This is a genomic window from Streptomyces sp. NPDC005302 (assembly GCF_040607345.1).
GTDB lineage: Bacteria > Actinomycetota > Actinomycetes > Streptomycetales > Streptomycetaceae > Streptomyces.
The window spans coordinates 425,165-450,111 of sequence record NZ_JBEXGN010000003.1 but is presented as its reverse complement, the minus strand read 5'-3'; the positions used below and the strand labels follow the sequence as shown (position 1 = coordinate 450,111).

Here is a 24,947-nt window from a genome sequence, read left to right as displayed (position 1 = left end):
AATCGTCGGGTCGTGACGCCCTCCGGAGCGCGGCTTCCGGCGCTGCGCCGCGTACCGGCCCCGAACCGGCCGCCAACCGCGACCGAACCGGCGGCCCGCACGGTGGGGCCGCACGTTCCGGTGACCGACGGAGGTGACGAGATGCGGCTGGCGGAGATCATCGAGCTACGTCCGGTACCCGCGGCCGGGCTGCTCGCCACCCTCACCAGGCGCTGCCCGCTGAGCTGCGCCCACTGCTCCACCTCGTCGGGGCCGCGCGGCGAGGACACGCCGGGCGGGGCGCTGCGCCGCTTCGTCGCCGGCTTCACCTCCGCGGCCCGTCCGGAGGTCCTCATGCTCACGGGCGGCGAGCCGTTGTTGCGGCCCGGGCTGGTGGCGGACCTCGCGGCGCTCGCCGCGGTCGCGGGGACACGGACGTCGGTCCTCAGCGGCATGTTCTTCGCGGGCGACGGCCGGGTGCCCGACCGCATCATGCGCGCGCTGCGGGACGTCTCGCATTTCTCGGCGAGCATCGACGTGTTCCACGAACGTGAAGTGCCGCGCGCGGCGGTCTTCCGCGCGATGCACCTCATCAGGGACAGCGGAATCGATGTGAGTTTCCATGTGGCGGGCACCGCGGCGGACGACGCGTATCTCGCGGACGTCACCGGCGCCATTCGCGGCGAATTCCGGGACCAGGCGGCGGTTCTGGTCAATCACGTCCGGCCGGTGGGACGGGCGGCGGGCTGGGCCGCGGCGCGCACGGTCCCGCTCCGCGAGGCCGCTGAGGAGAGTGTCCGCGACGTGCCGCCGGCGCCGTGCGCGATGGCGGCCTGGCCGGTGGTCGCCTTCGACGGCACCGTCGTGGCCTGTTGCAACCAGCTGGTGGTGGACGCCCGCCCGGTTCCCGGACATCTGCGGCTCGGGCACATCGCGGAGGACGACTGGGCCACCGTACGGCGCCGCTGCCAGGAGTCACCCGTGCTGCGCACCGTCCGTACCGCCGGGGTCGGGTCGTGCACGGACTGCCGGGGTCTGGCCCGGCGGCCCGCGGCGCTGGAGGCGGCCGAGCGGTCCGGTTCGCGCCCGGCGGCGGGCGTGCTGGACGTGCTCGGTGCCCGGCTGCAGCGCGACGCGGGGGCCGCCGTGCTGCTGCGACGGTACGGAAGCGACCGGTACGCGCCGCTCGTGCTGCTCGGCGGTGCCGGTGACGCGGACCCTGCCGGTGATGCGGGCGGTATCAGCGGTGCCGACGACCAGGAGGTTCCCGCGTGAGCCCGTCCGCCGTCGCGGGTCTGCGACTCGAACTGTCCCTGGTACAGCCCGCCCTGTGGACCTCGGCCGCCCGCATGTGGCGTTCCGGCCCGGGGCTCGCCGACCGCTACCGGCGCTATCTGTGCGCCATGCACCAGGTGATCCGGGCCTCCGTCCCGCTGATGGAGCGGGCCGCCGCACGGTGCGAGGCGCTGCCGCGGGACCCCGTGGCCCGGCCGCTCGCCCGGTACCTGCGGGCGCACGCCGAGGAGGAACGGGGCCACGACGAATGGCTGCTCGCCGACGCGGCGGTGACCGGGGCCGCGCCGGGCGAACTGACCGACTCCGTCCCGCCCGCCCCTGTGGCCGCCCTGGTGGGGGCGCAGTACTACTGGGTCGAGCACAGCCATCCGGTGGCCCTCCTCGGCTACATCGCGGTGCTGGAGGGCAACGCGCCCGCACCCGGTCTGGCCGGCCGGCTGGCACGGGAGACCGGGCTTCCGCAGGCGGCCTTCGCGACCGTACGCCTCCACGCGGACCTCGACGACGGACACAGCGCGGACCTGGACCGGCTGATCGACGAGCTGCCGCTGGACTCCGCACAGCGTTCCCTGGTCGCCGTGAGCGCCCTGCACACGGTCGCCTCCCTCGCCGAGCTGTTCGACCGCATCGCCGCGGCACCAACCGGAATGGGAGAGCGCCCATGAATGACCCCGCACCCGATCGCGACCGCCTCCGCTCGCTGGAGGACGCCGGGTTCCCGCTGCACAGCCTCTCCCCCGAGCAACGAGAGGTGCTCCAGGATCTCAGCGCCGAGGAACTGACCCTGCTGCTGGGCCTGAAGGAGCGGCTGGACGCGGCCGAGCCGGAGGTGCAGGCGCACAGCGAGATCGCCGGCGGAGCGCTGTTCTGATGACCGACGGCGCGCGTATGAAGTGCCCCCGGTGCCCCGAACCCCCGCCGGAGGGCGCCGCGTTCTGTCCCCGCTGCGGAACCGCGTGCGTGGCCGCGGGCGACACCGCATCGGCCGAGGAGCGCCGGGTGGTGACCGTGCTCTTCTGCGACCTCGTCGGGTCGACGGCCCTGTCCGGGCGGCTCGACCCGGAGACGCTGCGCACGGTGACCCTCCGGTACTTCGCCCTGATGCGGGCGCGGATCGAGGAACACGGCGGCACGGTCGAGAAGTTCATCGGCGACGCCGTGATGGCGGTGTTCGGGGTTCCGGTGCGCCACGAGGACGACGCCCACCGGGCGCTCGCCGCCGCCCGCGGCATGGTCACCGGCCTCGACGGACTCAACACCGAGCTGGAGCGGCAGCACGGTGTGCGGCTCGCCGTCCGCATCGGTGTGAACACCGGCGAGGTGGTGGTCAGCGTCGACCCCGCCGCCCGGCAGGCCCTGGTCTCCGGCGAGGTCGTCAACATCGGCGCCCGGCTCGAACAGCACGCCGGGGCGGGGGACATCCTGATCGGACCGGCCACGCTGCACGCCGCCGGCCCCTCCGCGGTCACCGAGTCGGCCGGCGCCCTGTCCCTCAAGGGAGTCGGTGTCCCCGTACCGGCCCACCGTCTGATCGCCCTGCACGAGGACGACCCGGAGCGGGTACGCCGCTTCGACACCCCGTTCATCGGCCGCGCACAGGAACTGGCCGAACTCCGTCTGCTGTTGCGCAAGTTGGAGACGGACCCGCGCTCGCACCTGGTGACCGTGTACGGCGAGGCGGGCCTCGGCAAGACGCGTCTGCTGCGCGAGTGGCTGCGGGACTGCCCGGCGTACGGCGAGGGGCGGTGCCGGCCCTACGGCGAGACCGGCTCGCTGTCGCCGCTCGCCGAAGCGGTACGCCAGGTCCTCGCGGCCGTCGGCGAGGACGCGGCCCTCACGGCGCTGCCGGCCCACGAGCGGACGGAGGCGGAGCAGGCACTGCGCCTGCTGCGGGCCGGACTGCTCGCGGACGGGACACCCAGCCCGTCGGCGGACGACACCCTCATGGCACTGGCCTGCCTCCTGGACGCGCTGTCCCGTGAGCGGCCGGTGGTCGTGGTGCTCGACGACTGCCACTGGGCGTCCGCGCCGCTGCTCGACATGGCGGACCGGCTGCTGGACGAGCTCGACCGCTCCCCCGTGGCCCTGGTGTGCGTCGCGCGCCCGGAGCTGCTGGAGACCCGCCCCGGCTGGGGCAGCGGCCGGATGCGGTCCGCGTCGCTGCTGCTCACCCCGCTCAGCCGGGAGGAGGCCGCCGCTCTCGCCGACGAACTGGTCGAGGTGGCCGCCCACCGGCAGGGCGTGCTGGAGGGCGCGCTCGACCGGGCCGAGGGCAATCCGCTGTACCTGGAGCATCTGACGGCCATGGCGGCCGAGTGCGACGACCTGCCGCTGACCGTGCACGCCCTGCTCGGCGCCCGCATCGACGCGCTGCCGCCCGAGGAGCGGACGCTGTTGCAGGTGGCCGCCGTCCTGGGTCGGGAGTTCCAGCGCGCCGACCTGACCGAGCTGGCCGGTTCCGAGGAGCCCGCGGGGCCGGCGGACTCCCCCGGCGGTCTGCTGCGCGGTCTCGTACGACGGCGGCTCATCGAGGCCGCCGGCCGCACCCTGTCCACGAGTTCGGTGCTCCGGTTCGGCAGCGCCCTGGTGCAGGAGACCGCCTACCGCGGGATGGCGAAGAAGGTACGTGCCCGGCGTCACGAGGACGCCGCCCGGGTCCTCGTCGGCCACGACGCGGGCGATGCCGCCGTCGGCTCCCACCTGGCCCGCGCCCACCGTCTGCTCACCGAACTGGGTGTCCACGACGGTGACACCGACGCGCTGCGGGCGCGTGCCGCCGGACTGCTCACACGGGCCGGAGCGGCCGCCCTGTCGCGCTCCGACCTGCCGTGGGCCGACGACCTCCTCACCCAGGCCCTGGAGCTGGCCGCTTCCGGTGACCCCTTCGCCGGCGAGGCCGCCCGGCGGCTCGGCGAGACGAAGGTCGCCCGCGGCGAACCGGAGCGGGGCCGCGAACTGCTGGCCGACGCGCTCGCGGCGGCGGACCGGACCGGTGATCCGCTGGGCGCCGCCCACGCCCGGCTCGCGCTGACCGCGCTCGACCCCCGCCACGGGTCCGCCGCCGAGGTGGCCGAGGTCGCGCTCCCGCTGTTCACCGGGGCGGGCGACGACCAGGGCATCGCCCGTGCCTGTGTCCGTATCGCCCAGGACCGTCAACGGCGCGGACTGCACGCCGAGGCGGAGGAGTCGCTCCAGCGGGCCCTGGACCACGCCGACCGCGCGGACGCCGAACCCGAACGGGCGCTGGCGCTCGGCGCGGTGGGCATCTCGCTGTGGCGCGGCCCCACCCCGGTCGCGCGGGCCGTCGCACGCTGCGAGGAACTGCTGACGGCCCACGGCGCGGGCCGGCCGACCGTCCGGGCCACGCTGGGCTGCCCGTTGGCCGTGCTCCTGGCTCTGCAGGGACGGCACGAGGAGGCGCACGAGCGGCTGGCCGAGGCGGCACGCCTCGCCCGCGGTCTCGGCTACGCCGAGAGCGCGCTGTTCATCCCCTTGTTCGCCGCGGAGGTCGAGGCCCTGACCGGTACGCCCGCCGGGCGTCTCGCCCTGCTGGAGGAGGCGGCGCGCGCCGGCCGTGAACTCGGCGCCGCGGGTGCCCTGCCCGGCATCGCCCGGGAGCGGGCGCGCATCCTGCTGGACCGTGGGGAGCCCGCCGAGGCGCTGGCTCTGCCGGACCCGGAACGGGCCGGCCTGCCGCCGGCCGAGTCCGCCGACGCGTACGGGCTGCGGGGCCGTGCCCTGGCACTCGCAGGGGAGCCGGATCTCGCGCGCGCCTGCGCGGACCGGGCCGTCACCGCGGCAGGCGCCACGGACTCCCCGGTCGTCCGGGGCACCGCGGCCCTCGACCTCGCCCACACACTGCGCGCCCTCGGGCTGTCCGCGGACGCGGCGCGTGCGGCACACACGGCTCTGGGGCACTTCGCCGCCAAGGGGCACCGGCCGGGCACGGACCGCGCGTCCGCGTTCGCCGACGAGATGACGGCCACGACCCGGGGCGCGGACCGCCCGGCCGGACGGGAAGGCAGGACCCGATGACCACAGGAACGGCCGGAGGGCTCACCTGGAGCCTGCGTGACCGCTCTCCCGAGGACCTCACCATGCTCGCCGACACGGTGCCGGACCTGCCCGCCGACCCCTCGGCGTGGTCCGACGGCGGCGGGGTGCGCGTCTGCGTGGTCGACACCGGGGTGGAGTGCGGCCATCCCGTTGTCGGCACCGTCCAGGGGTCCTACGAAGTGGCACCCGCCCCCGACGGCACCCTGCACGTCGTCGACAGCGGACCGCTGCCCGCCGGCGCCGGGGACGGCTGCGGCCACGGAACGGCCTGCGCCGGCATCGTCCGGCGCGTCGCACCGGACTGCGAGCTGTACAGCGTGCGGGTGCTCGGCGAGGGGTTCACCGGCAGCGGCGACGCCCTGCTCACCGGGCTGCGGTGGGCCGTCGACCAGGGGTTCGACGTGGTGAACCTCAGTCTGTCCACGACCCGTCCGAAGTTCCTGGAGACCCTGCGGTCCCTGGCCGACCAGGCGTTCTTCACCGGCACCACCCTGGTGGCGTCGGCCCACAACACGCCGGTGGAGAGCTTCCCCTGGCGGTTCTCGTCGGTCATCTCGGTCGGCACGCACCGCGAGGACGACTCCGGGCTCTTCCTCTACAACCCCGCACCGCCCGTGGAGTTCTTCGCTCCCGGCCAGAACGTACAGGTGGCCTGGACGGGCGGCAGGACCATCCGCACCACGGGCAACAGTTTCGCCACCCCCTTCATCAGCGGGATGTGCGCCCGCCTGCTCGGCACCCGCCCGAAGCTGACACCGTTCCAGATCAAGCACGCGCTCTACCTCTCCGCCGCGAACGTGCGCATCGGCGAACCAGGAACCCGAGGTGAATCATGAGCCAGCCCCCCGGCCTCGTCCCCGCCACCGGCGTGGACCCCGCCACGCGCCCCGGCAGCGCGGAGCACGATCTGCTGCAGTCCGTCGTCGACACCGCGCGGGCCATCTTCGGCGCCGCCGCCAGTTCCGTCCTGCTGCACGACCGGGACGCCGACGAGCTGGTCTTCCAGGCCGTGGCCGGTAAGGGCGAGAAGTCCCTCGTGGGCTCGCGGTTCCCCGCCGACCGGGGACTCGCCGGCTGGGTCCTCGTCTCGGGCGAGCCCATGATCGCGGACGATCTGCGGGAACAGGGCATGTTCGCCCGGGACGTCGCCAAGTCGACGGGTTACGTGCCGGACGCGCTGATGGCCGCGCCGCTCGCCCATCACGACCGGGTGCTCGGCGTGCTGGAGGTGCTCGACCCCGCCGTGCAGTCCCGCTCCAGCCTCTCCGAGCTCGACCTCCTCGCCCTCTTCGCACGCCAGGCCGCGGCGGCACTCGCGGTCATCGCCGACCACCGCCGCGAGGAGACACCGTCGGCGGTCCGCGCGCGAGGCCTGGAACTCCTCGCCGCGCTACGGGACGTACTCCTCGACGGCGTACCGCCCCAGGCGGCGCACGAGGGCTGAGGTCCGCGGCTGCCACGCCTGCCGGCAGCCCCGCCCGGGGGGCACGGGGGTGGCACGGGGGGCTCGGCGCCGGGGGCACGGGGGGCTCGGCGCGGGGGGCACGAGGGGGGCTCGGCGCGGGGGGCACGAGGGGCTCGGCGCCGGGGGCTCGGCGCGGAGCGCCCTCCGGCCTCCGCCCGGGGTGCCTGGCCTCCGCCCGGGGTGCCTGGCCTCCGCCCGTGGTGCCTGGCCTCCGCCCGTGGTGCCTGGCCTCCGCCCGGGGTGCCTGGCCGCCCTCCCGGCGGGGACCGGCTCCCCGGGGCGGGGGGCGGGCCCACGCGGTATCGGTTGGCCGACAACGGAGTTGGGCGCGCGGGACCGAATGGTGACTGCCGGGCTGGATTAACTCCCTTGTCCGCGAGGCAAACCGAGCCGACGGGCACCGGGCGCCTGACGCCGTCGTACCCGAGCCGGGCAGCGGTCTTCAGGCAGCAGGACCAACTCCCGTGTCTACGTGCCGAGGACAGTAACCGGACGTCCGAACGACCCACCCGGATGGACGGCGGCCTCGCATCCTGCACGCTGCCCCCGGGGCGCACCGCTCGTCATGCCCGGCAGCGACTCGTCCCCCGGAACCGGAGGGCGACGGGCCGCGGCCGGCGGGGACTCAGGCGGTCCGGCGCGGACGGCGTCGTCCGGGTCAGTGTGACGCCGATTCCACGGCGTCGGCGGCGCGCCCCTCACTCTTGCCTTCGGCGAGCAGACCGGCGATCTCCTCGGCGCGCGCCCGGAGTTCGGGATCGCGAGCGGTCTCCTCGACCGCGGCGCGCAGGTCCGCGCCGGAGGCGCCGGGCTCCGGCAGCCTGCGGGCGACGCCGGCACGCAGGCACCCGGCGGCGAGGACCTGCTGCTCCGAGCCGTTGGGGGCGACGAGCAGGGGTTTGCCGCGCTGGAGCGCGGCGAGCACGGGCGCGGAGGTCGCGTTGGTCAGCACGAGGTCGGCCCGGTCGACGAGCGGCCCCATCCAGGGGCGGCGGCCGATGATCAGGTCGGCGTCCGCGGCGGCCTCCGGGTCGCCCGACCGTCCCAGTTCCACGACGGCCCGGTAAGTGCCCGAGGTGAAGGCGGCGTTGAGGCGCGGCCAGAGGGAGGCGCCTCCGAAGGTCCGGCCGAGATGGACGTACGCCAGGGGCTTGGAATCCGGCAGCGGCTCGGCCGCCGGGGGTTCCGGCTCCCACCAGCAGGGGCCGACGTGCTCCACGGCCGGGGGCAGTTCGGCGCCGGGTGGCTCCAGGACGGGGTGCCCGCGCAGCAGGAAGGCGGTGCCGAGCAACGGGGTGTCGGGGAACCGGTCGTGCCGTGGGGCGAGGCCGGCCGCCTCTCGTACCGCCCCGTAGTGCTTCAGGGTCTCCGTCAGCCGCCATGCGCGGTCGTGCGCGTCCGCCGCGCCGACGCCGGAGCGGTAGGGCCACAGGTGTGCCGTCAGCCCGAGGACGACCACCGGCAGGCCGGCGGCCTCGGCGGCCACCAGCGCTCCGTGGCAGAGCACGGAGGTGACCAGGACGTCGGGCCGCGTCTGCCGGACCGCCCGCGCCACCTCGGTGTACTGCTCGGGCCCGCGGACCGTCCAGTGGGACACCGACAGGGCCGTGGCGTCCGCGACGGCGACCGGCTCCAGGCCCGCGGCGGTGGCCGCCGGTGCGGCCCGCGGCCCGGCGAGGACGTGCACCGAGTGGGCTCGGCGGCGCAGTTCGGCTCCGACCGCGAGGGCGGGGTAGAGGTAGCCCGGGTCGCTCAGCGGGCACAGGAGCACCTTCATGTCAGCCGTCCTCGGGCAGAAGGAGGCCCAGGTGGTGGGCGAGGAAGGCCATGACGTCCGCGTAGAGGCGCGCGCTGCGCGAGGCGCCGCGCGTGCCGTGTCCGACACCGCGCTCGGTGCGCAGCACGACGGGCCCGTCGCCGGTGCCGGCCCACTGCAGGGCCGCGCACATCTTGCGTGCGTGCGCGGGGTCGACGCGGGTGTCTCCGTCGAAGACGGCGAGCAGTACGGCCGGGTAGCGCGCGCCCTCGCGCACCCGGTGGTAGGGCGAGTACGAGAGCAGTCGCGCGAACTGTGCGGGGTCCGCGGCGCTGCCGTACTCGTCGCGCCAGCTCGCGCCCATGCCCGACAGTTCGTAGCGCACCATGTCGAGGAGGGGGGCGGCGCAGACGACGGCCGCGTAGGTCTCCGGCCGTCGGGTCAGCGCGGCGGCGGCCAGCAGCCCGCCGTTGGAGCTGCCGAGGACGCCGAGCCGGCCGGGTGCGGCCCATCCGGCACGGAGCAGGTGGTCCGCGGCGGCGTCGAAGTCGTCGAAGGTGTTGTGCTTGTGCTCGCGGCGTCCGGCCCGGTGCCACTCCTCGCCCTCCTCTCCCCCGCCGCGCACGCAGGCCACGGCGTACACCCCGCCCGCGCGGACCCAGGGCACGGCCTGCGGGGTGAAGCCGGGGGTCATCGAGGCGCCGAAGCCGCCGTAGCCGGTGACGACGGTGGGGCGGGGCGTGTCGGGGCGTCCCGTGGGAGACATCACGAACAGGCGCACCTCGGTGCCGTCGCGGGAGCGCAGGACCTCCTGGGTGACCCGCACGCCTTCGGCGGGCGCCGTCGCCGGCGAGCCGCCGGGCCAGGGGCGCAGGCGTCCGGTGACGGCGTCGTAGTGCAGGACGACGGCGGGTGTGACGTGGTCGGTGTACGCGAACCACAGCTCGTGACCGCGTTCTTGACGTGCCGTCAGATGCGTCACGGTTCCCTGTCCCGGCAAGGGTACGGTTCCGGTGCGGGCGCCGTTCCGGGCGTCGTGCAGGGTCAACTCGCCCACGGCGTGCCGGGTGCGGACGACCGCGAGCAGGGGCCGGCCCAGTGCGGGACCGTCCAGGACCGCGAAGTCCTGCAGTACGGTGCCGGGTTGTTCGGCGATCAGGGTGCGCCACCGGCCGGGGCCCGTGGCGTCGGGCGCGGCCGTGGCGATCCGGCCGCACGGGGCGCCGGCTGTCGTCCGCAGCAGCAGCGGTCCCCGGCCCGGCCTGAGGCGGACGGTGGTGCGGCCCTCGTCACCGTGCCGGAGGCGGCGCAGTCCGGGCCGGTCGGGGGCGGTCGCGGTCAGGTCGGCGGTCCACAGGTCGGTGCGCGGTGAGGTCCCCTCGCCCGCGCCGACGACCAGGAGACGGCCGTCGGGGGCGGTGGCGACGGTGTAGTACTGGGTGTCCGAGCGCCCCGCGCCGAAGATCTCCGTGTCCTGGTCCGCCGATGTGCCGACGCGGTGCAGGTACACGCGGCGTCGCAGTCCCGTCCCGGACGCGGCGTGCTCCGGGGCCGACCGGCGGACGTAGTAGAAGGCGTGGCCGCCCGGCAGCCAGGCCACGGGGGAACGGCGGACCCGGTCCACGGGGCCGTCGACCGTCTCGCCCGTCGCCGTGTCGAGCACCCGCAGCACCGAGTGTTCCGTACCGCCCGAGGACGTCTGGACGGCCACGAGGTCGCCCTCCCACGAGGGTTCCCAGGCGTCGAGCACCGTCGTACCGGACGGGTCGGCGTCCAGCGGGTCGAGCAGGATCCGGGTCCGGCCGGTCTCGCGGACGGCCAGCGCGGCGAGTTCGCGCCCCGGTTCCCTGCGCAGGTGGAACTCCCGTCCGCCGCGCGCCACCGGTGGCCGGGCGCCTCCGCCGGCGAGCAGCGCGGTCATCCGCGCGAGCAGGACGTCCCGGGCCGGCCAGCGGGCCTCCTCGTCGGCGTAGAGCAGGTCCTGAGCGGCGCACCAGGCGGCGGTGGCGGGGTCCCTCGGGTCCTCCAGCCAGCGGTAGGGGTCGGCCACGCGCACTCCGTGGACGAGCTCCTCGGGTCCGCTGCGCGGGGCGGGTGGGTAGGGGTAACGGCCGGACACCGGCCCCGCGTCACGGGGCGGGGACTGGGTCATCGCGGCGCTCCAGGGAGAACGGATCACGTCGGTCACGGGGGGAGGCGGAGGAGGCACCTCCGGCGCCCGCGGTGTACGGGCGGAGGTGCGACGGCCGGGGTCGGCCGGCCCGTGTGGGGCAGCGGCGGACGAGCGACGGGGCTCAGGCGGCGCCGGCGCCGGGACGCCGGGCGGGAGGCGGGGTGGCCGGGTCCGTGGGTGCGGGTCCGGGTCCGGGTCCAGATGCGAGCCCGGGTCCGGAGCCAAGTCCGTTTCCGGATAAGGGCGTTGCTCCCGGATCGTCCGTCCCGTCCGGGTCCCCGTGCGCCATGACTTCTGCCCGGTCGGCACGGCTCGCACCGAGGGGACCCGCGGAGTCCCGGACGACAGCGGCAGTCGTGGGACCGGCCGGCGCCGCGGAGGCAGCAGGGGCGGCAGGGGCGGCGGGGGCGGCCTGGGCCGAGGGTTCTGCCGGAGTCGCGCCGTCGGCGGGGGCCGGAGAGTCCTGGAGGACGGGCGCCGGGCCGGCCGGTCCGGCGCTCTTCGTGTCGGCCGCCACGGCGTCCAGGCTGGTCTCGCGCAACAGCGGCACCGACGACAGCACGGTGACCACCGCCGCGGTTCCGGCCAGGGCCAGCCAGGTGTGGCTCGACCCCAGGGAATCCACGAAGGAGCCCGCCAGGAGCGGCCCGAGGGAGGCCAGTCCGGCCATGAGGAGTCCGGTCGCGGTGCTGACCCGGCCGAGCAGGTCCCGGGGTGCGAGCACCAGCATCGCGCGGCCGACGACGATGCCCGCCGGCGGGCTGAAGAAGACGACCACGACCAGCACCGGGCCGATCGTCCAGGGCTGCGTGGTCGCGGAGAAGACGGCGAGGCCGACCGCCCACACCGCGCCGATGAGGAGGAACAGCCGGGCCGCGGGGATCCGCTTGATCAGCCACGGTGCCGAGGCGGCGCCCAGCATCGCACCGACGCCCGCGCAGCCCATCACCGCTCCGATCGCCGTGCCGCCCGCACCGCTCTGCCGCAGGGAGACGACCATGGTCGTCTGGGCCGCCGCCGAGACGACGTTGATACCCGCGGCGAACAACAGCGCGGCCAGCAGCGCCCGCTGGTGCGTGAGCCACCGCAGCCCGGCCGTGAGCCGGTTGTCGCGCTCGGTCCCCGCGACCTGGCGGGCCGGCCGGGAGGCGATCCGCAGCAGCAGGACGGCGGACACCCCGTAGGACAGCGCGTCGGCGGCGAACGGCAGGATCGGGTCCAGCGTGAACAGCCAGCCGCCGAGGAACGGGCCGATGAGCGAACTCGACGCCATGGCGGCCTGGCTGCGACTCAGCGCGTCGGTGAGGTCCTTCTCCGGCACCACGTCGCGCACGGCGATCGTGGCCGCCGGGGCGAAGAGGGCGGTCGCCGCTCCCTCGACCACGGCGACGCCGAGCAGATGCGCCTGCCCGAGGTCGCCCAGTGCCGACACGAGCGGAATGCTCGCCAGCGCCACGAGCCGCACCAGGTCCGTGCCGACCATGATCATCCGCCGGTCGAGCCGGTCGGCGAGATGGCCCGCCGGAAGGCGCAGCAGCGTCCGGGTCACCAACGAGCAGGTGGCGACCGTACCGGCCTGCGCTGCACTGCCGCCGATGGACAGGACGAGCAGCGGGAAGGCGAGCAACGACAGCTGGGATCCGAGGGTGGACAGTGTCGAACTGAGCCAGAAGCGGCGGAAGTCGGGGTTGGTGCGCAGGATGCCGGCGCCTTTCATCCCAGCCGTCCGACGGCGTCGAGGCAGTCCAGGACGCCGGCGTCGACCCGGTCCTGGAAGACGGCGCGGACGGCCGCCTCCTCGTCGTACTGGTAGTGGTCGTGGCAGCTGACCCAGCGGCCTTCCGTCTGCTCGGCGTCGAGATAGCCGTCGGCGATCGTGCCGACCTCCATGCCGGGCTTGCCTGCGGTCTCCCAGCAACTGGCGAGGACGCCGTCGGCGTTGACGACCGCGCCGTAGCGGCCGTCGGTGAAGGAGCAGGCCTGGCAGGGGACATGGGCGCGCGGACGGGACACCGTGAAGCCGAGTTCCAGCGCGCGGGCGTGCCAGCGGACGAAGTCGTCGACGAGGCCGTTCTCGTGCAGCAGGTTGTTGGCGTAGCCGACGCCGACGTCGCCGACGCGGGCGAAGTGGATTCCGCAGCGGGCCGGATCGAGCCGGGTGCCGAGCCGTTCGACCAGTTCGTCCACGCCGTTCCGGTTCAGGTGCGAGACGTTGACCCGCAGCATCCAGCGCAGGGAGGTCTTCTCGATGGCGCGGGCGATGTTGGAGACGATGACGTCGAAGGTGCCGCCCCCGGAGCGCCGTACCCGGATGGCGTCGTGGTCGGCCCGGTCGCCGTCGAAGGTCACCTGCACGGAGCCGAGGCCCGCCGCGTTGAGTTCCTTGGCGATCAGGGGGGTCAGCAGCGTGCCGTTGGACGTCATCGACGCGGTGAGGGTGCCCAGTTCGCCCGCGCGGGTGAGCAGGTCGCGGCAGCCTCGCGGGTTGAGCAGCGGCTCGCCGCCGAACAGCAGCAGCGACAGCCGGTCCATGTCCGCGGCGGCCATCCGCTCGCGGGTGAAGTCCAGTACCTGGCCCACGGCTTCGGGGGTCAGGCGGGCGTGCCGGATCCGCGGCGGCCTGCTGCCGCCCTTGGGGTCCTGCGCGGTGTTCTGGAAGCAGTAGCCACAGCCGAGGTTGCAGTCCGTGCTGGTCAGCACGGTCAGCGAGTACGAGTTGTAGGGCTTCACCTCGTACAGGCCGGCCTCGCGGAGATAGTGCTCGGCCGAGGGCCGCAGGGTGCCGTCGGGCTCCACCTGGCCGGGCCGCATCAGGGCGTATCCACCGGCGCCCAGGAACCACCACCCCCTGCGGGCACGGATCAGACGGGCCCCGGCGGCGGGGACGGCGACGGACTGCGTACCGGGCACGGCAACCTCCGGAGCGAGGGCGGGAGTTGGGAGGCGGGCGCGGCCCGGTCGCGACGGCGTCAGGCGCCGCCGCGACCGGAAGGACCGCGCCGGTGGTGAGCCGATCAGGCGTTGTGCTCCTGGTGGACACCGCACCACGGGGTGTCCTCGCCCTCCTCGGAGTGCGCGACGACCTCGGGCTCGTCGAGGTGCTCCTGGTGCACACCGCACCAGGCGACGTTCGAGGCGGCGTGGGCGACCACCTCGGGCTCGTCGACGGACTCCTGGTGGACACCGCACCAGGCGACGTTCGAAGCGGCGTGCGCGACGACCTCGGGAGTCTCCTCCGCGGGGGTCTCGGTGGTCTCCTCGTTGGGCTCGACGTTCTCGGCCATGATGGTCCTCCATACGACGGGCGTTCGGGACGACGGACGGCAGCACTGCGCCGACCGGCAGGAAGCTAGGAGCAGGGGGTTCGGCACCGGTTCGCCGCCGGTTGTACGACGGTGAACTCCCCTGGTGGGCGCGCCGGATGAACGCCGTACGGTGGCGCGGGTCGCGTGGGCGGTACGGCGGAGAGGGACGTCCGTGGGCCGGCGCTCCAAGGGGCGGCGGGATGCCGCCACGGCCGCACGGCGTACTCCGGGCGGCACGGCATCGCGGGCACGCCATGGCGCAGCACCCCATCACGGAGCGCGCCATCACGCAGCGCTCCATCACGGAGCGCGCCATGGCGGAGCGCGCCATGGCGGAGCACCGCATCGCGCAGCACGGCACCGCGCAGCACCACGCATCACCGCATCGCGCATCACCGCATCGCGGGGTACGTACGGCCGAAGAGCAGTGCTTCACGTGGTCCCTGCGGGCGCGGACATACCGGAATCGCACCGGGCGCGAACCGGCGGGCAACCGGCTGTTCCTACGGTGACCGCCGCACACTCCGCGACCGCGAGAGGACGCCTCCGCATGGACACCGAACCCGCCGTCACGGCCGCCCCTCCCGCAGCGGCAGGACGGCAGGGACTGCCGGAGCCGCTCGGGGCCGGATTCCTGGCCCGGCCGGAGGAGACGCTCGCCGAGATCCGGGAGACCTGTCCCGTGGCCCGGATCAGGACGCCCGGGGGGCGGCCGGCGTGGCTGGTGACCCGTGCCGAGGACGTGCGGGCCGGATTCCTGGATCCACGCCTCTCCTTGAGCGGCGGTCGGGTTCCCGACCCGGGCGTGCGGCGGCGCGCCCTGGACGTGACGCTGGTCAACTACGACCCGCCCGACCACACGCGGATCCGCCGCCTGGCCACACCGGCACTCACCCCGGCGCGTATGGCCGCCCACCGGGAACGCATCGAGCGGGCCGCCGGTGAACTCCTCGACGCGGCCGACGCGGCCCGCGGGCGGGGACCGGTGGAGCTGATGGACGCGTTCGCCCGCCCGTTCGCCTTCCGGTCGCTGTGCGAGGTCTTCGAGGTGCGGGAGGGGGAACGGGCCGCGCTGTACGAGCCGGTGGCGCTCCTCGCGGACAAGACGGGCCACTCCGCTCGTGCCGTCGAGGAGAGCGTGGCCCGCATCGACGCCTTTGTCCGCGGCGAGATGGCGCGCCGCGAGGCCGCTCCGGGCGAGGACGTCGTCTCCCGCGTCCTCGCGGCCTGGCACGAGCAGGGCGGTGCGAGCGAGGACGAGGTCGCCTCGCTCCTGGCGATGCTGCTGCTGGCCGGCTTCGACAGCACGGTGCAGGCGATCGGCATGAGCGTCGCGGCGCTGCTGGGCCACCCGGACGTGCAGGACTCGCTGCGGAAGGAGCCGGGGCGGATCCCGCGCGCGGTGGACGAGTTGCTGCGCTGGGACACCCCGGGTCCCTTCAGCACCAAGAGGGTGGCGCTGGAGGACGTGCGGTTCGGGGACACGGTCATCCCGGCGGGGAGCGGTGTCCTGCTGTCCGTGGCAGCGGCGAATCACGACCCGCGCTGTCACGCCGACCCCGGAACGCTGGACCCCGACCGCCGTAGCGCCGGCCGTCACCTGAGCTTCGGCCTCGGTCCGCACTACTGTCCCGGATCGGCGCTGGCCCGCCTGGAGCTGACGGTGGCCCTCACCGTCGTCCTCGGCCGCTGGCACCACCTGGAGCCCGCGGTGCCCCTGGACGAACTGGCGTGGGGTGGCGGCTATCTGCACCGACGCCTGGCCGCACTGCCCGTCCTGCCCGACGGACCGGCGTAGACGGACCGGCGTAGACGGACCGGCAGAAGCGGCAGGAAGCAGCCGGCCCGGGCGGGCCCAGACGGACACGGTTGCACGCAGGCGAGGACAGGTCGATACAGGCGGGCCCAGGCGGACTCGGGCGGACTCGGGCGGCCGCAGCTGGACAGTGTGGTCGTCGCTCCGGCTGCCCGCCGCGCCCGCGCGGCTCCGGCGCGTGGGACACGGAGGAACGCGTCAGAGGTCGCCCGGTGCGCCGAGTCCCGTCAACGCGCCGACGGGGTCGAGGTCGGGGGTGCCGCGGGGCCACCAGTCGTCGTGGCCCGGCTCGGACTCGAAGGCGTACCAGAGACCGTTCCGGCCGAGGCGGAGCTGGGCGTGGCCGCCCGGGTGGGTGAGGTGGTTGCGCCAGGGACGGAAGGCGGGCAGGTCGGCGGCCAGAAGCAGCGGCCTCGCCCGGTCGAACCGGCCCGCCGGCGGATCCCAGGGCTCTTCGAGCACGGTGAGCGCGTCGAACCCGCCCTGGCGCCAGGCGGCCACCGCCCGTGCCAGATCGGCGGGGGCCCGCCCGGTCGCCGACGCGAGCGAGGCGTAGAGGGCCCGGGTGGTGGCGGTCAGGCCCGATCCGGGCCGGGCGGCGGCGATACGCACCGCGTCCTGCCAGAGCGTCAGGTCCGCCACGGGGTCGCGGCCCGCGGTGAGCAGGGCGTGCGCGCGGGCCGCCGCGTCCGTCGCCAACTGGTCCAGCGCGAACGGGTCCGGGCCGCCCGGAGCACCCGGATAGGCCGGTGGCTGCTCGGGATGGACGGGCGGCGGCAGCGGTACGGGCAGAGGCGGCAGCACACGCCGGGCGAGCACGTCACGGGCACGCACTCCGGGCAGCGGCGCGGGTTCGCGCTCCTGGGACGCACGGGCGGCTCGGGTGGCGTTGCGTCGGGACAGCGCGTCCAGCAGCTCGCGCTCGCCCCGGCCGCGCAGCAGGAGCAGCACGAACGGGTCCTCGTCCAGCAGTCGGGCCGTCTGGTAGCAGAGCGCGGCCGCGTGCTTGCAGGGGTGTCCGAAGTCGGGGCAGCTGCACTGCGGTTCGAGCTCGCCGGGGCCGGGGAGCAGCTCGGCTCCGCAGTCGGCCAGCGACTTCGGCATCTCCTTGTCGAGGAGTGCGGCGATGTGTCCGGGCCGCTCGGCGGCCGCGTCGAGGAAGCGGTCCCAGTCGGCGTCGGCGAGGGTCCGCACCCTGATCTGGACCCGGTACGGCCGCGGCCGGCTGCCGTGCACGTACGCCAGCACCAGGCCCGGGGTGACCGTGATGGCGTCGACGTGTCCCTGCCCCGCGTATGTCCGGCCACGCGCCAGCCGCGCGGCATCCAGGGCCCCTTCCTCCAGCGCCGCGACCCACGCGTTGCCCCACCACGTCTCCGCGAACGCGCCGTCCACGGCGTCCCGCGCCGGGAACCTGGGGAACGTACGGCGCAGCTCACCGTCCCGGCCCGGGGAGGCCATGGAACGCGGCAGCCGCTCGGAGAGCGCGGGGTTCGCCGGGGCGCGACGACCGGACGGGGGGTGCCGGTCGGCGTGGGGGTGGGCGTGCGGGTCGGCGTGCGGCGGGCGCGGTTCGGGCCACGTCTCGCTCACCTCGCCGGCTCGTTCCGAGGCCGAGGGCCGCGGCCCGGACGGCTCCGGGGACGGATCGGGCCCGAGCGGGTCCGGGGAGCGGGTCGCCGACACGGCGGGATCGGATGCCTGGGACTCGGAAGCGCGGTAACCGGGCTGTTCCACCTCGGAGTCGACGGGGTCGCCGGTCACGGTCCGTGCGCCGGGCCGGGTGGGCGCGGGAGGCCCGGAGCTGAGGGGGTCGGAGCTGCCGGCCGCCCCCGGGAGCGGAGCGTCGACCGTCGTCGCCTCGCCCTCCCCCTCGGGATGCGCGTGAGGATGTCCGCCCACGCCCTCGTCACCCGCGGCGTCGGCGGGGTGCGGCGGGAGCCCGGGGTCGGACACGTCGGAGGGGAGCTGGAAGGCGCCGGCGAGCAACTCCCTCAACTCCTGCGCACGGGAGGCTCCCACCGGGGGCGCGGCGCTCTCGCCGCTCCGCCGTCCTCGGGTTCCGCCGGCCGGTCCCCTGTCGGGCCGAGGCCGCGCACCCGGACCAACTCCACGCCTCAGGGCGCCTGTTACAGGTCCCCCTTCATCGCCGCCGCCGGCCCGGGCCCGCTTCGCCTCGTCCCGCGCGGCGCGCAACGCCTCACGGGCGATGTCACCAGGGCGCGCACTCCCGGTCGTCCCCGCGTCCGGCACACCGGACGGGACGGACTCGGCCGCGTCGGTGTCCCTCGCCTCGGCACCTCCGGCCGCACGCCCGTCACCGTCCCGGCCCGAACCGTCGGCCTCGATCTCGGCCTCGACGTCTTCGTGGACCTCCTGCCCGCCGCCCCCGGTCACCGGCTCCGCGGTGTGCTCGTCGCCGGCCACCGAACCCGGCATGTCACGGCTGTCACGCCGACTCGGCGCAGGGGAACCGGTGTCGGTACGCCCACCGCGAACGGTCCCGCCGGACCTGCCAGTCTCCACCGCCCCACGGGAGCCCGCTCCGGTCGCGCCGGTCGCGCCGCGATCGCCCGACGACACCCGCCCACCGGTATCGGAGCGGTCGTCGTCACCGACACCTACAGACCCCGCAGCACCCGTACGGGCCCCACCGGCACCGGCGCTCCTCGCCGCCTCGGTCGCGCGCCGCAGGGCCTCGCGCGCCACGTCACCGGGACGCGGCCCGGCAGCGGACCCAGGCCGAGGAGCCCTGGCCGCGTCCTCCCCCGCGACCGAGGGGGACGAACCCGCCGACGACGAAGACGCCGAAGGCGCGGACAGCCCGGCCGCCGAGGCCCCTTCACCGGCCTCACTCGGCCCGGCGGCTCCCTCACTCGAAGCCAGACCCGAAGCTCCGCCTGTGCCCGAAGCCGAACCAATTCCCGCATCCGAGCCCGCACCCACCGGCCCCTCAGCCGCCCCGCTCTCCCGGCCGACCCGCTCTCCGCTCTCCCTCTCGCCGTCCCGGTCCTTGTCCCGCTCCCGAGCGGCCCGCAGCGCCCGGCGGGCCACGTCCGCGGGGCGGTCACCCGAGGCGGGTCGCGGCAGGTCCGTGCCGTCGGCCGGGTCGCCGGACCCGGTCCCCTCCACGCGCCGCTCCTCGTCTTCGGTCCCGCTCATGTCGACCTCCGGAGCGAGACGAGGTCGGACAGGTCGCGGTCGGTCAGCTCCGTCAGGGAGGCCTCGCCGGAGCCGAGGATCGCGTCGGCGAGCGCGCGCTTCGCTTCGAGCATCTCGGCGATGCGGTCCTCCACCGTGCCCTCGGTGATGAGGCGGTGGACCTGCACGGGCTGGGTCTGGCCGATGCGGTACGCGCGGTCGGTGGCCTGCTCCTCGACCGCGGGGTTCCACCAGCGGTCGAAGTGGATGACATGGCCGGCGCGGGTGAGGTTCAGGCCGGTGCCCGCGGCCTTCAGGGACAGCACCAGGATCGGGGTCTCACCGCTCTGGAAGCGGTCCACCATGCGTTCGCGTTCGGCGACCGGGGTGCCACCGTGCAGCAGCTCCACCGGAACGGCGCGGGCGGTCAGGTGGGCGGTGATGAGGCGGGCCATGCCGACGTACTGCGTGAAGACGAGGGCCGAGCCGTCCTCCGCGAGCAGGGTGTCCAACAGCTCGTCCAGCAGGGCGAGTTTGCCGGAACGGGCGGACGGTCCCTGGGCGGCGGCCTGGGCGTCCTCCTTCAGGAACAGGGCCGGGTGGTTGCAGATCTGCTTGAGGGAGGTCAGGAGCTTGAGGACGAGTCCCTTGCGGGCGATGCCGTCGGTGGTCTCGATCGCGAGCAGCGACTCGCGGACCACGGCCTCGTAGAGGGAGGCCTGTTCGCGGGTCAGCGGGACGGGGTGGTCCGTCTCCGTCTTGGGCGGCAGCTCGGGAACGATGCCCGGGTCGGACTTCTTGCGACGGAGCAGGAACGGGCGGATCAGCCGCGCGAGCCGGGCCACCGCCTCCTCGTCCTCGCCGTTCTCCACGGCGCGGGCATGGCGGGCGCGGAAGGACTTGAGGGGGCCGAGGAGTCCGGGGGTCGTCCAGTCCAGCAGGGCCCACAGCTCGGAGAGGTTGTTCTCCACGGGGGTGCCGGTGAGGGCCACGCGCGCGGGGGCCGGGATGGTGCGCAGGGCCTTCGCCGTGGCCGAGTAGGGGTTCTTGACGTGCTGCGCCTCGTCCGCGACGACCATGCCCCACGGCTGCTCGGCGAGGTGGGTGGCGGCCGAACGCATCGTCCCGTACGTCGTGAGGACGAAGCCGCCGTCGAGGTCGGCGAGGGTGCGGTCGGAACCGTGGAAGCGGCGCACGGGGACGCCGGGTGCGAAGCGGGTGATCTCGCGCTGCCAGTTGCCGAGGAGGGACGCGGGGCAGACCACCAGGGTCGGTTCGCTGCGGGCCCGGCGCAGATGGAGGGCGATGAGGGTGACCGTCTTGCCGAGTCCCATGTCGTCGGCGAGGCAGCCGCCCAGGCCGAGGGAGGTCATGAGGTCCAGCCAGGCGAGGCCGCGCGACTGGTAGTCACGCAGCCGGGCCTGGAGGCCCGGGGGCGGTTCGACGGGGGCGAGGCCGGCCGTGAGGCGGTCGCGCAGGGTGGCGAGCGCGCCGACCGGCACGGCCTCGACCGTCTCGCCGTCCACCTCGGCGGTGCCGGTGAGGGCGACGGAGAGCGCGTCGACGGGGTCGAGGAGGCCGAGCTCGCGCTTGCGTGCCTTGCGGACGAGTGCCGGGTCCACGAGCACCCACTGGTCGCGCAGCCGCACGACGGGCCGGTGCGCCTCGGCCAGGGCGTCCATCTCGGCCTCGCTGAGGGGGTCTCCGCCGAGGGCGAGCTGCCAGCGGAACTGCAGGAGCTCCTCGCTCTCGAAGAAGCCGGTGCCGTCCGTCGCGGAGCCGGGCGCGGGGCGCACCACCGCGGAGGCGCTGAGGTCCTGGGCGAGGTCGCGCGGCCAGTGCACGGCGACGCCGGCCGTGCCGAGGCGGGCGGCGGCGACGCCGAGGAGGTCAGACAGCTCCTCCTCGGACAGGGCGAGCACGTCCGGCACGTCCTGCTCCGAGAGGCGGTCCAGCGGGGGCCAGACGCGGGCGGCGCGGCGGACGGCGAGGGCGGCGTCGACGCGCGCGCGGGGCCCGAAGACGTCGTCGGCCTCCCCTGCCCAGAGGGCCGCCGCGTCGATGACGAGGGTGGGGTCGGCGAGGCTGTGCACCTGGACGACGGCGGCGCCGGCGCGCCGGGCGCCCTCGCCGTCATCGAAGAGCTGGTAGGCGGACAGGTCGAGGCGGAGTGAGATCCGTACGCCCGCGTCCATGCCGGCGGCGACCTCGGCCGCCCAGTCGTGGGCCCCCGGCAGCCGCTGGGGGGCGCGGGCCGCGAAGGGGAGGCCGGAGACGTACGGCGCGGCGGGGGTGCGCGGGAGGGTGTCGGCGACCGCGTCCAGGAAGGAGCGCATGAGGGCTTCCGGGTCGGGCAGCCGGAGGGGTCCCTTGCCGGGGAGCGGGACGGCGTGTCCCTCGTACGGCAGGGCCCCGGCGATCGCCCGCAGGTGGGCGACGTCGTCCTGGTCGAGGGGGCCCGCGCGCCAGGAGTCGAAGCCGTCCGGGGTGAGCCCGGGGAGCAGCCGTCCTCGGGCGACGAGGCGCAGCGCGTGCAGAGCGGCGGCGCCCCAGCAGGCGGTGGCGGGATGGGCGGCGGGGTTGCGGCGGGCCGCGGCGAGCAGGGGCAGTGCCTCACCGACGGAGAGGGTGAGGGCGGGCACGGTGGCCCTGCGGACTCCGGAGCCGTGCGGTCGTACGACGGTCAGCCCGGTCCGTGCGCGCGGAAGGGGACCCGCGTCGCTTCCGGCCGGCGGGGCGCTCTCGGGTTCCGCCGCGGGTGTCTTCTCGTCCTCGTCGCCGACGGGCGTCGGTTCGCCGTCCGGGTCCCAGAACGCGATCCGCCCATCCCGGGGCAGCGGCGCGGGCAGGAAGACGGCGGCGAGCCGCACGGAGGGCAGCGGGGCGGCGGGCGACTCGGCGGAGGGCGAGGGCGCCCGGTCCGGGTGGGCGGGGGCGGTGGGCACCCGGGCCGGGGAGGGCCAGGCGAGGGCCCGGTCGGCCACCGCGTCCATGGCGTCGCGCATACGTCCGGTCACCTCCCGCCCCTGTGTCGTGTCAGTTGTCCTCGACTCTACGGGCGGGGTCGGACAATCGGCTCTCACGGCCGCGCGGGGCGGGGACGGGCCCGGCCGGGGCCGTGGTCCGGGGATTTCGCGGGGTCGGTGCCGAGCGGCCGCAGTCGTACCTCCGCCACCGTTCACGCGCCCGCCGGACCGCCGGACCCGGGCGGATCGGGACCGCGGGAAGCGGGTCCGCGGGGCGTCCTACGGGATGGTGCGCGAGACGACGTACACCATGGGGTGTCCGGGCTCGGCGCGGTTCACGACGATGTCCTGGGTGGGCGCGGGGTCCTTCTGCTTGTGCACGAGCCCCGACCAGGGACCGGGGCCGGTGAACTCCCAGCCGACGACCTTCTGGTCCCGGTCGCCGATGGTGATGTCGTCCTTCTTCAGGTCGGCGCCCCGGGCGCCGACGCCCTTGAGGAACCCGTCGAGGCCCGCCTCGGTCGTCCCGAACTGGACGTACAGGCGGCTGGTCTTCCAGTTGTTCGTCTCGTAGTACGCGACGTCGGTGGACCGGCCGGGGATCGGGATCTGGTAGAGGCGGCGCTGCACGCGGGAGGGCCAGCCCGCGGTGAGACCGGTCGCCGAGTACTTCTCCTCCTTGTCCTTGCCGCTGTCGCGGCTCTGGTTGGCGGAGATCACGAGATAGCCGGCCGGTACCCCGATGAGCAGCACGATGATCAGCAGCGTCAGGGCGCGGCGGCGGAACCTGTGCCGGGGGTCCTCCGGGGGCCGTTCGGGTTCGTCCGGGGAGGTCGCCTGGCGGGGCAGCGAGGCCGTCACATCGACTCCTGCTGGGTGGAGCGGCGTGAATCGGCGTAGCGCTCGTACCGCTCGTAGCGCTCCACGCGGCGGCGCTTGGCGCGCCGGAAGCGGCGGGCGACGAGGCGCGCGAGGTCGGCGGCGCCGACCATGCCGGCCTCGGGCCCGAGCTGGGCGCGTGCGATCCGGGCCTCGGGGCGGTAGCCGCGGCCGGTGAGGTGGCGGCGGAACGCCTCGCGGGCGGGCCCGATGAGGAGGTCGTCGGCGGCGCTGACGCCGCCGCCGATGACGAAGCAGGAGGGGTCGAGGGCGGCGGCCAGGTTGGCGATGCCGACGCCGAGCCACTGGCCGATGTCCTGGAGGAGCTCGATGCACATGGCGTCGCCCTCGCGGGCCAGCTCGGTGATCATCGGGCCGGTGATGTCGCCGATGCTGCCCTTGACGTGCTCGATGATCCCGTAGGCGACCGGGGAGTCGGCGGCGGCGAGTTCGCGGGCCTCGCGGACCAGGGCGTTGCCGGAGCTGTACTGCTCCCAGCAGCCGCGGTTGCCGCACGGGCAGCGGTGGCCGCCGGGCACGACCTGCATGTGCCCGAACTCGCCGGCGACGCCGAACTTGCCGCGCTTGACCTGGCCGTCCTCCAGGATCGCGCCGCCGATGCCGGTGCCGAGGGTGATCATGACGAGGTGGTCCTCGCCCCGGCCGGCGCCGAACCGCCACTCGGCCCAGGCGGCGGCGTTCGCGTCGTTGTCGACGAGGACGGGGACGGCGAGGCGGCCGGCGAGGCGGTCGCGCAGCGGCTCGTTGCGCCAGGACAGGTGGGGGGCGAACAGGATGCGGTTGCGGTCGGCGTCGACCCAGCCGGCCGCGCCGATGCCGACGGCGTGCACGTCGTGCCGGTCGGAGAGGTCCAGGACCAGTTCGAGGATGGTGTCCTCGACGACCTTGGGGCTCTTGGACTTGTCCGGCGTCTCGGCGCGGACCTTCTCCAGGATGTTGCCGTCGGCGTCCACGACGCCCGCCATCACCTTCGTGCCGCCGATGTCGATGCCGACGGTGGGGACGCGGGGCGCCGTCAGGTGCGAACGGCGCTCGCGCGTTCCCACGGTCCGCAGGACGGTGGCCCGCGCGGAGCCCATGGAGGTGCTCCCTGCCCGAGCGGAGCCGAGAGCTCGGGGGAGCGCGAGGTCGCGGTAGGTGCTCATCGCGCCGATTCTGCCTTACGCCGTACCGGGGCCGCACCGCGGAAGGGCGGGGACGGGGGTGACCCGCGGCTCGTCCGGGGCCGGTCGCGGCACGCCGGCGGAGCCGAACGGGTCACTCCCCCGCGCTCCTCACGCCGTGCGGTTCTCCAGTTCGTGCCGCAGGTCGTCGAGCTCGCTGCCGCCCGCCATCTGGCGTGTCAGCTCGTCGAGGGTGATCGCGTCGCGGGTGTGGCTGCCCGACATGGCTCCGCGCTTGAGGAGGACGAAGCGGTCGCCCACGAGGTACGCGTGATGCGGGTTGTGGGTGATCAAAACGACACCCAGTCCGGCGTCCCGGGCGGCGGCCACGTATTTGAGGACGACGCCGGACTGCTTCACGCCGAGGGCGGCGGTCGGCTCGTCGAGGACGAGGACCTTGGCGCCGAAGTGGACGGCACGGGCGATCGCCACGCACTGGCGTTCGCCGCCGGAGAGGGTACCGATGGGCTGGTCGACGTCGCGCAGGTCGATGCCCATGCGCAGGAGTTCCGCGTGGGTGGTGCGACGCATGTGGTCGACGTCGAGGTGCTTGAAGGGACCGAAACCCTTGCGGGGCTCGGAGCCGAGGAAGAAGTTCCGCCAGACCGGCATCAGCGGGACGACGGCGAGGTCCTGGTAGACGGTCGCGATGCCGAGGTCCAGGGCCTCGCGCGGCGAGGAGAGGCGGATCTCCTCGCCCTCGATGCGCAGCGTGCCGGCGTCGTGCTGGTGCCGGCCCGCGATGATCTTGATGAGGGTGGACTTGCCGGCGCCGTTGTCGCCGAGCACACAGGTGATCTCGCCCGCGTGGACCTCCAGCGAGACGCCTTCGAGGGCGCGGATGTTGCCGTAGTACTTGCTGACGTCGTCGAGTTCGACGAGCGGCACGCGTTCGTCGGCGGCGGGTTCCTTGGTCATGTTCGTGTCCGTG

Annotated in this window: 18 protein-coding genes; 8 read left to right on the top strand and 10 right to left on the bottom strand. The window is 75.0% G+C overall.

The genetic code is table 11. From position 1 onward, the window contains the following. The first annotated feature begins 141 nt into the window (after positions 1 to 141). The 6 genes from ABZT74_RS06715 to ABZT74_RS06690 all read left to right on the top strand — a co-directional run bounded on the left by ABZT74_RS06715 (position 142) and on the right by ABZT74_RS06690 (position 6,775). Positions 142 to 1,254 carry a radical SAM protein gene (locus ABZT74_RS06715; RefSeq protein ID WP_356433654.1) on the top strand — a complete coding sequence of 371 codons (1,113 nt, stop codon included), beginning with the start codon at positions 142 to 144 and terminating at the stop codon, positions 1,252 to 1,254. Then, positions 1,251 to 1,940: an iron-containing redox enzyme family protein gene (locus tag ABZT74_RS06710; protein ID WP_356433633.1), complete on the top strand. Its 690-nt coding sequence runs from the start codon at positions 1,251 to 1,253 to the stop codon at positions 1,938 to 1,940. The genes ABZT74_RS06715 and ABZT74_RS06710 overlap by 4 nt, the downstream gene beginning before the upstream one ends. Continuing rightward, positions 1,937 to 2,146, top strand: a complete 210-nt coding sequence (locus ABZT74_RS06705; RefSeq protein ID WP_356175814.1) for an aroma-sacti cluster domain-containing protein — start codon at positions 1,937 to 1,939, stop codon at positions 2,144 to 2,146. The genes ABZT74_RS06710 and ABZT74_RS06705 overlap by 4 nt, the downstream gene beginning before the upstream one ends. Before the next feature lie 89 nt (positions 2,147 to 2,235). After that, positions 2,236 to 5,310, top strand: a complete 3,075-nt coding sequence (locus ABZT74_RS06700; protein WP_356433632.1) for an adenylate/guanylate cyclase domain-containing protein — start codon at positions 2,236 to 2,238, stop codon at positions 5,308 to 5,310. After that, positions 5,307 to 6,167: a S8 family serine peptidase gene (locus tag ABZT74_RS06695; protein ID WP_356175808.1), complete on the top strand. Its 861-nt coding sequence runs from the start codon at positions 5,307 to 5,309 to the stop codon at positions 6,165 to 6,167. The genes ABZT74_RS06700 and ABZT74_RS06695 overlap by 4 nt, the downstream gene beginning before the upstream one ends. Beyond that, the gene (locus ABZT74_RS06690) at positions 6,164 to 6,775 is read left to right on the top strand and encodes a GAF domain-containing protein (RefSeq protein WP_356433631.1); all 612 of its coding nucleotides are present in this window, start codon (positions 6,164 to 6,166) and stop codon (positions 6,773 to 6,775) included. Before ABZT74_RS06695 ends, ABZT74_RS06690 begins: the two co-directional genes overlap by 4 nt. A gap of 679 nt (positions 6,776 to 7,454) precedes the next feature. Here ABZT74_RS06690 and ABZT74_RS06685 read toward each other — a convergent pair. The 5 genes from ABZT74_RS06685 to ABZT74_RS06665 form a co-directional block, all read right to left on the bottom strand. After that, positions 7,455 to 8,573 carry a glycosyltransferase gene (locus ABZT74_RS06685; protein WP_356433630.1) on the bottom strand — a complete coding sequence of 373 codons (1,119 nt, stop codon included), beginning with the start codon at positions 8,571 to 8,573 and terminating at the stop codon, positions 7,455 to 7,457. A gap of 1 nt (position 8,574) precedes the next feature. Beyond that, complete coding sequence (locus tag ABZT74_RS06680) at positions 8,575 to 10,740, bottom strand: prolyl oligopeptidase family serine peptidase (protein WP_356433629.1); 2,166 nt, start codon at positions 10,738 to 10,740, stop codon at positions 8,575 to 8,577. 106 nt (positions 10,741 to 10,846) lie between these two features. Then, positions 10,847 to 12,442 carry an MFS transporter gene (locus ABZT74_RS06675; RefSeq protein WP_356433628.1) on the bottom strand — a complete coding sequence of 532 codons (1,596 nt, stop codon included), beginning with the start codon at positions 12,440 to 12,442 and terminating at the stop codon, positions 10,847 to 10,849. Beyond that, on the bottom strand, positions 12,439 to 13,635 hold the full coding sequence (locus tag ABZT74_RS06670; RefSeq protein WP_355869579.1) for a radical SAM protein: 1,197 nt from the start codon (positions 13,633 to 13,635) through the stop codon (positions 12,439 to 12,441). Before ABZT74_RS06670 ends, ABZT74_RS06675 begins: the two co-directional genes overlap by 4 nt. Before the next feature lie 104 nt (positions 13,636 to 13,739). Next, positions 13,740 to 14,009 (bottom strand): hypothetical protein, encoded by a 270-nt coding sequence (locus ABZT74_RS06665; protein ID WP_081220123.1) that lies wholly within the window; start codon positions 14,007 to 14,009, stop codon positions 13,740 to 13,742. A 275-nt stretch (positions 14,010 to 14,284) separates the two neighbouring features. Here ABZT74_RS06665 and ABZT74_RS06660 point away from each other — a divergent pair, with 275 nt between their 5' ends. Next, positions 14,285 to 14,542, top strand: a complete 258-nt coding sequence (locus ABZT74_RS06660; protein ID WP_356433627.1) for a hypothetical protein — start codon at positions 14,285 to 14,287, stop codon at positions 14,540 to 14,542. A 38-nt stretch (positions 14,543 to 14,580) separates the two neighbouring features. After that, positions 14,581 to 15,828: a cytochrome P450 gene (locus ABZT74_RS06655; RefSeq protein ID WP_356433626.1), complete on the top strand. Its 1,248-nt coding sequence runs from the start codon at positions 14,581 to 14,583 to the stop codon at positions 15,826 to 15,828. Between the two features lie 216 nt (positions 15,829 to 16,044). Here ABZT74_RS06655 and ABZT74_RS06650 read toward each other — a convergent pair whose 3' ends face one another. The 5 genes from ABZT74_RS06650 to ABZT74_RS06630 form a co-directional block, all read right to left on the bottom strand. Then, entirely contained in the window at positions 16,045 to 18,285 is a 2,241-nt protein-coding gene (locus ABZT74_RS06650; RefSeq protein WP_356433625.1) for an SWIM zinc finger family protein, read from the bottom strand. A gap of 719 nt (positions 18,286 to 19,004) precedes the next feature. Further along, on the bottom strand, positions 19,005 to 22,004 hold the full coding sequence (locus ABZT74_RS06645) for an SNF2-related protein (RefSeq protein WP_356433624.1): 3,000 nt from the start codon (positions 22,002 to 22,004) through the stop codon (positions 19,005 to 19,007). Positions 22,005 to 22,232: 228 nt separating this feature from the next. Beyond that, the gene (locus tag ABZT74_RS06640; protein WP_356433623.1) at positions 22,233 to 22,814 is read right to left on the bottom strand and encodes a sugar kinase; all 582 of its coding nucleotides are present in this window, start codon (positions 22,812 to 22,814) and stop codon (positions 22,233 to 22,235) included. After that, complete coding sequence (locus ABZT74_RS06635) at positions 22,811 to 23,932, bottom strand: ROK family glucokinase (protein ID WP_355869679.1); 1,122 nt, start codon at positions 23,930 to 23,932, stop codon at positions 22,811 to 22,813. Before ABZT74_RS06635 ends, ABZT74_RS06640 begins: the two co-directional genes overlap by 4 nt. Positions 23,933 to 24,127: 195 nt before the next feature. Beyond that, positions 24,128 to 24,934, bottom strand: a complete 807-nt coding sequence (locus ABZT74_RS06630; RefSeq protein ID WP_356433653.1) for an ATP-binding cassette domain-containing protein — start codon at positions 24,932 to 24,934, stop codon at positions 24,128 to 24,130. Positions 24,935 to 24,947: the final 13 nt, after the last annotated feature.

What these genes read in the sequence shown, in the direction of transcription:
- ABZT74_RS06630 (WP_356433653.1), bottom strand. Translation starts at nt 24,934, where the DNA reads ATGACCAAGGAACCCGCCGCCGACGAACGCGTGCCGCTCGTCGAACTC.
- ABZT74_RS06705 (WP_356175814.1), top strand. Translation starts at nt 1,937, where the DNA reads ATGAATGACCCCGCACCCGATCGCGACCGCCTCCGCTCGCTGGAGGAC.
- ABZT74_RS06685 (WP_356433630.1), bottom strand. Translation starts at nt 8,573, where the DNA reads ATGAAGGTGCTCCTGTGCCCGCTGAGCGACCCGGGCTACCTCTACCCC.
- ABZT74_RS06665 (WP_081220123.1), bottom strand. Translation starts at nt 14,009, where the DNA reads ATGGCCGAGAACGTCGAGCCCAACGAGGAGACCACCGAGACCCCCGCG.
- ABZT74_RS06650 (WP_356433625.1), bottom strand. Translation starts at nt 18,285, where the DNA reads ATGCCGGGTTCGGTGGCCGGCGACGAGCACACCGCGGAGCCGGTGACC.
- ABZT74_RS06690 (WP_356433631.1), top strand. Translation starts at nt 6,164, where the DNA reads ATGAGCCAGCCCCCCGGCCTCGTCCCCGCCACCGGCGTGGACCCCGCC.
- ABZT74_RS06695 (WP_356175808.1), top strand. Translation starts at nt 5,307, where the DNA reads ATGACCACAGGAACGGCCGGAGGGCTCACCTGGAGCCTGCGTGACCGC.
- ABZT74_RS06660 (WP_356433627.1), top strand. Translation starts at nt 14,285, where the DNA reads ATGGCGCAGCACCCCATCACGGAGCGCGCCATCACGCAGCGCTCCATC.
- ABZT74_RS06675 (WP_356433628.1), bottom strand. Translation starts at nt 12,442, where the DNA reads ATGAAAGGCGCCGGCATCCTGCGCACCAACCCCGACTTCCGCCGCTTC.
- ABZT74_RS06635 (WP_355869679.1), bottom strand. Translation starts at nt 23,932, where the DNA reads ATGGGCTCCGCGCGGGCCACCGTCCTGCGGACCGTGGGAACGCGCGAG.
- ABZT74_RS06715 (WP_356433654.1), top strand. Translation starts at nt 142, where the DNA reads ATGCGGCTGGCGGAGATCATCGAGCTACGTCCGGTACCCGCGGCCGGG.
- ABZT74_RS06655 (WP_356433626.1), top strand. Translation starts at nt 14,581, where the DNA reads ATGGACACCGAACCCGCCGTCACGGCCGCCCCTCCCGCAGCGGCAGGA.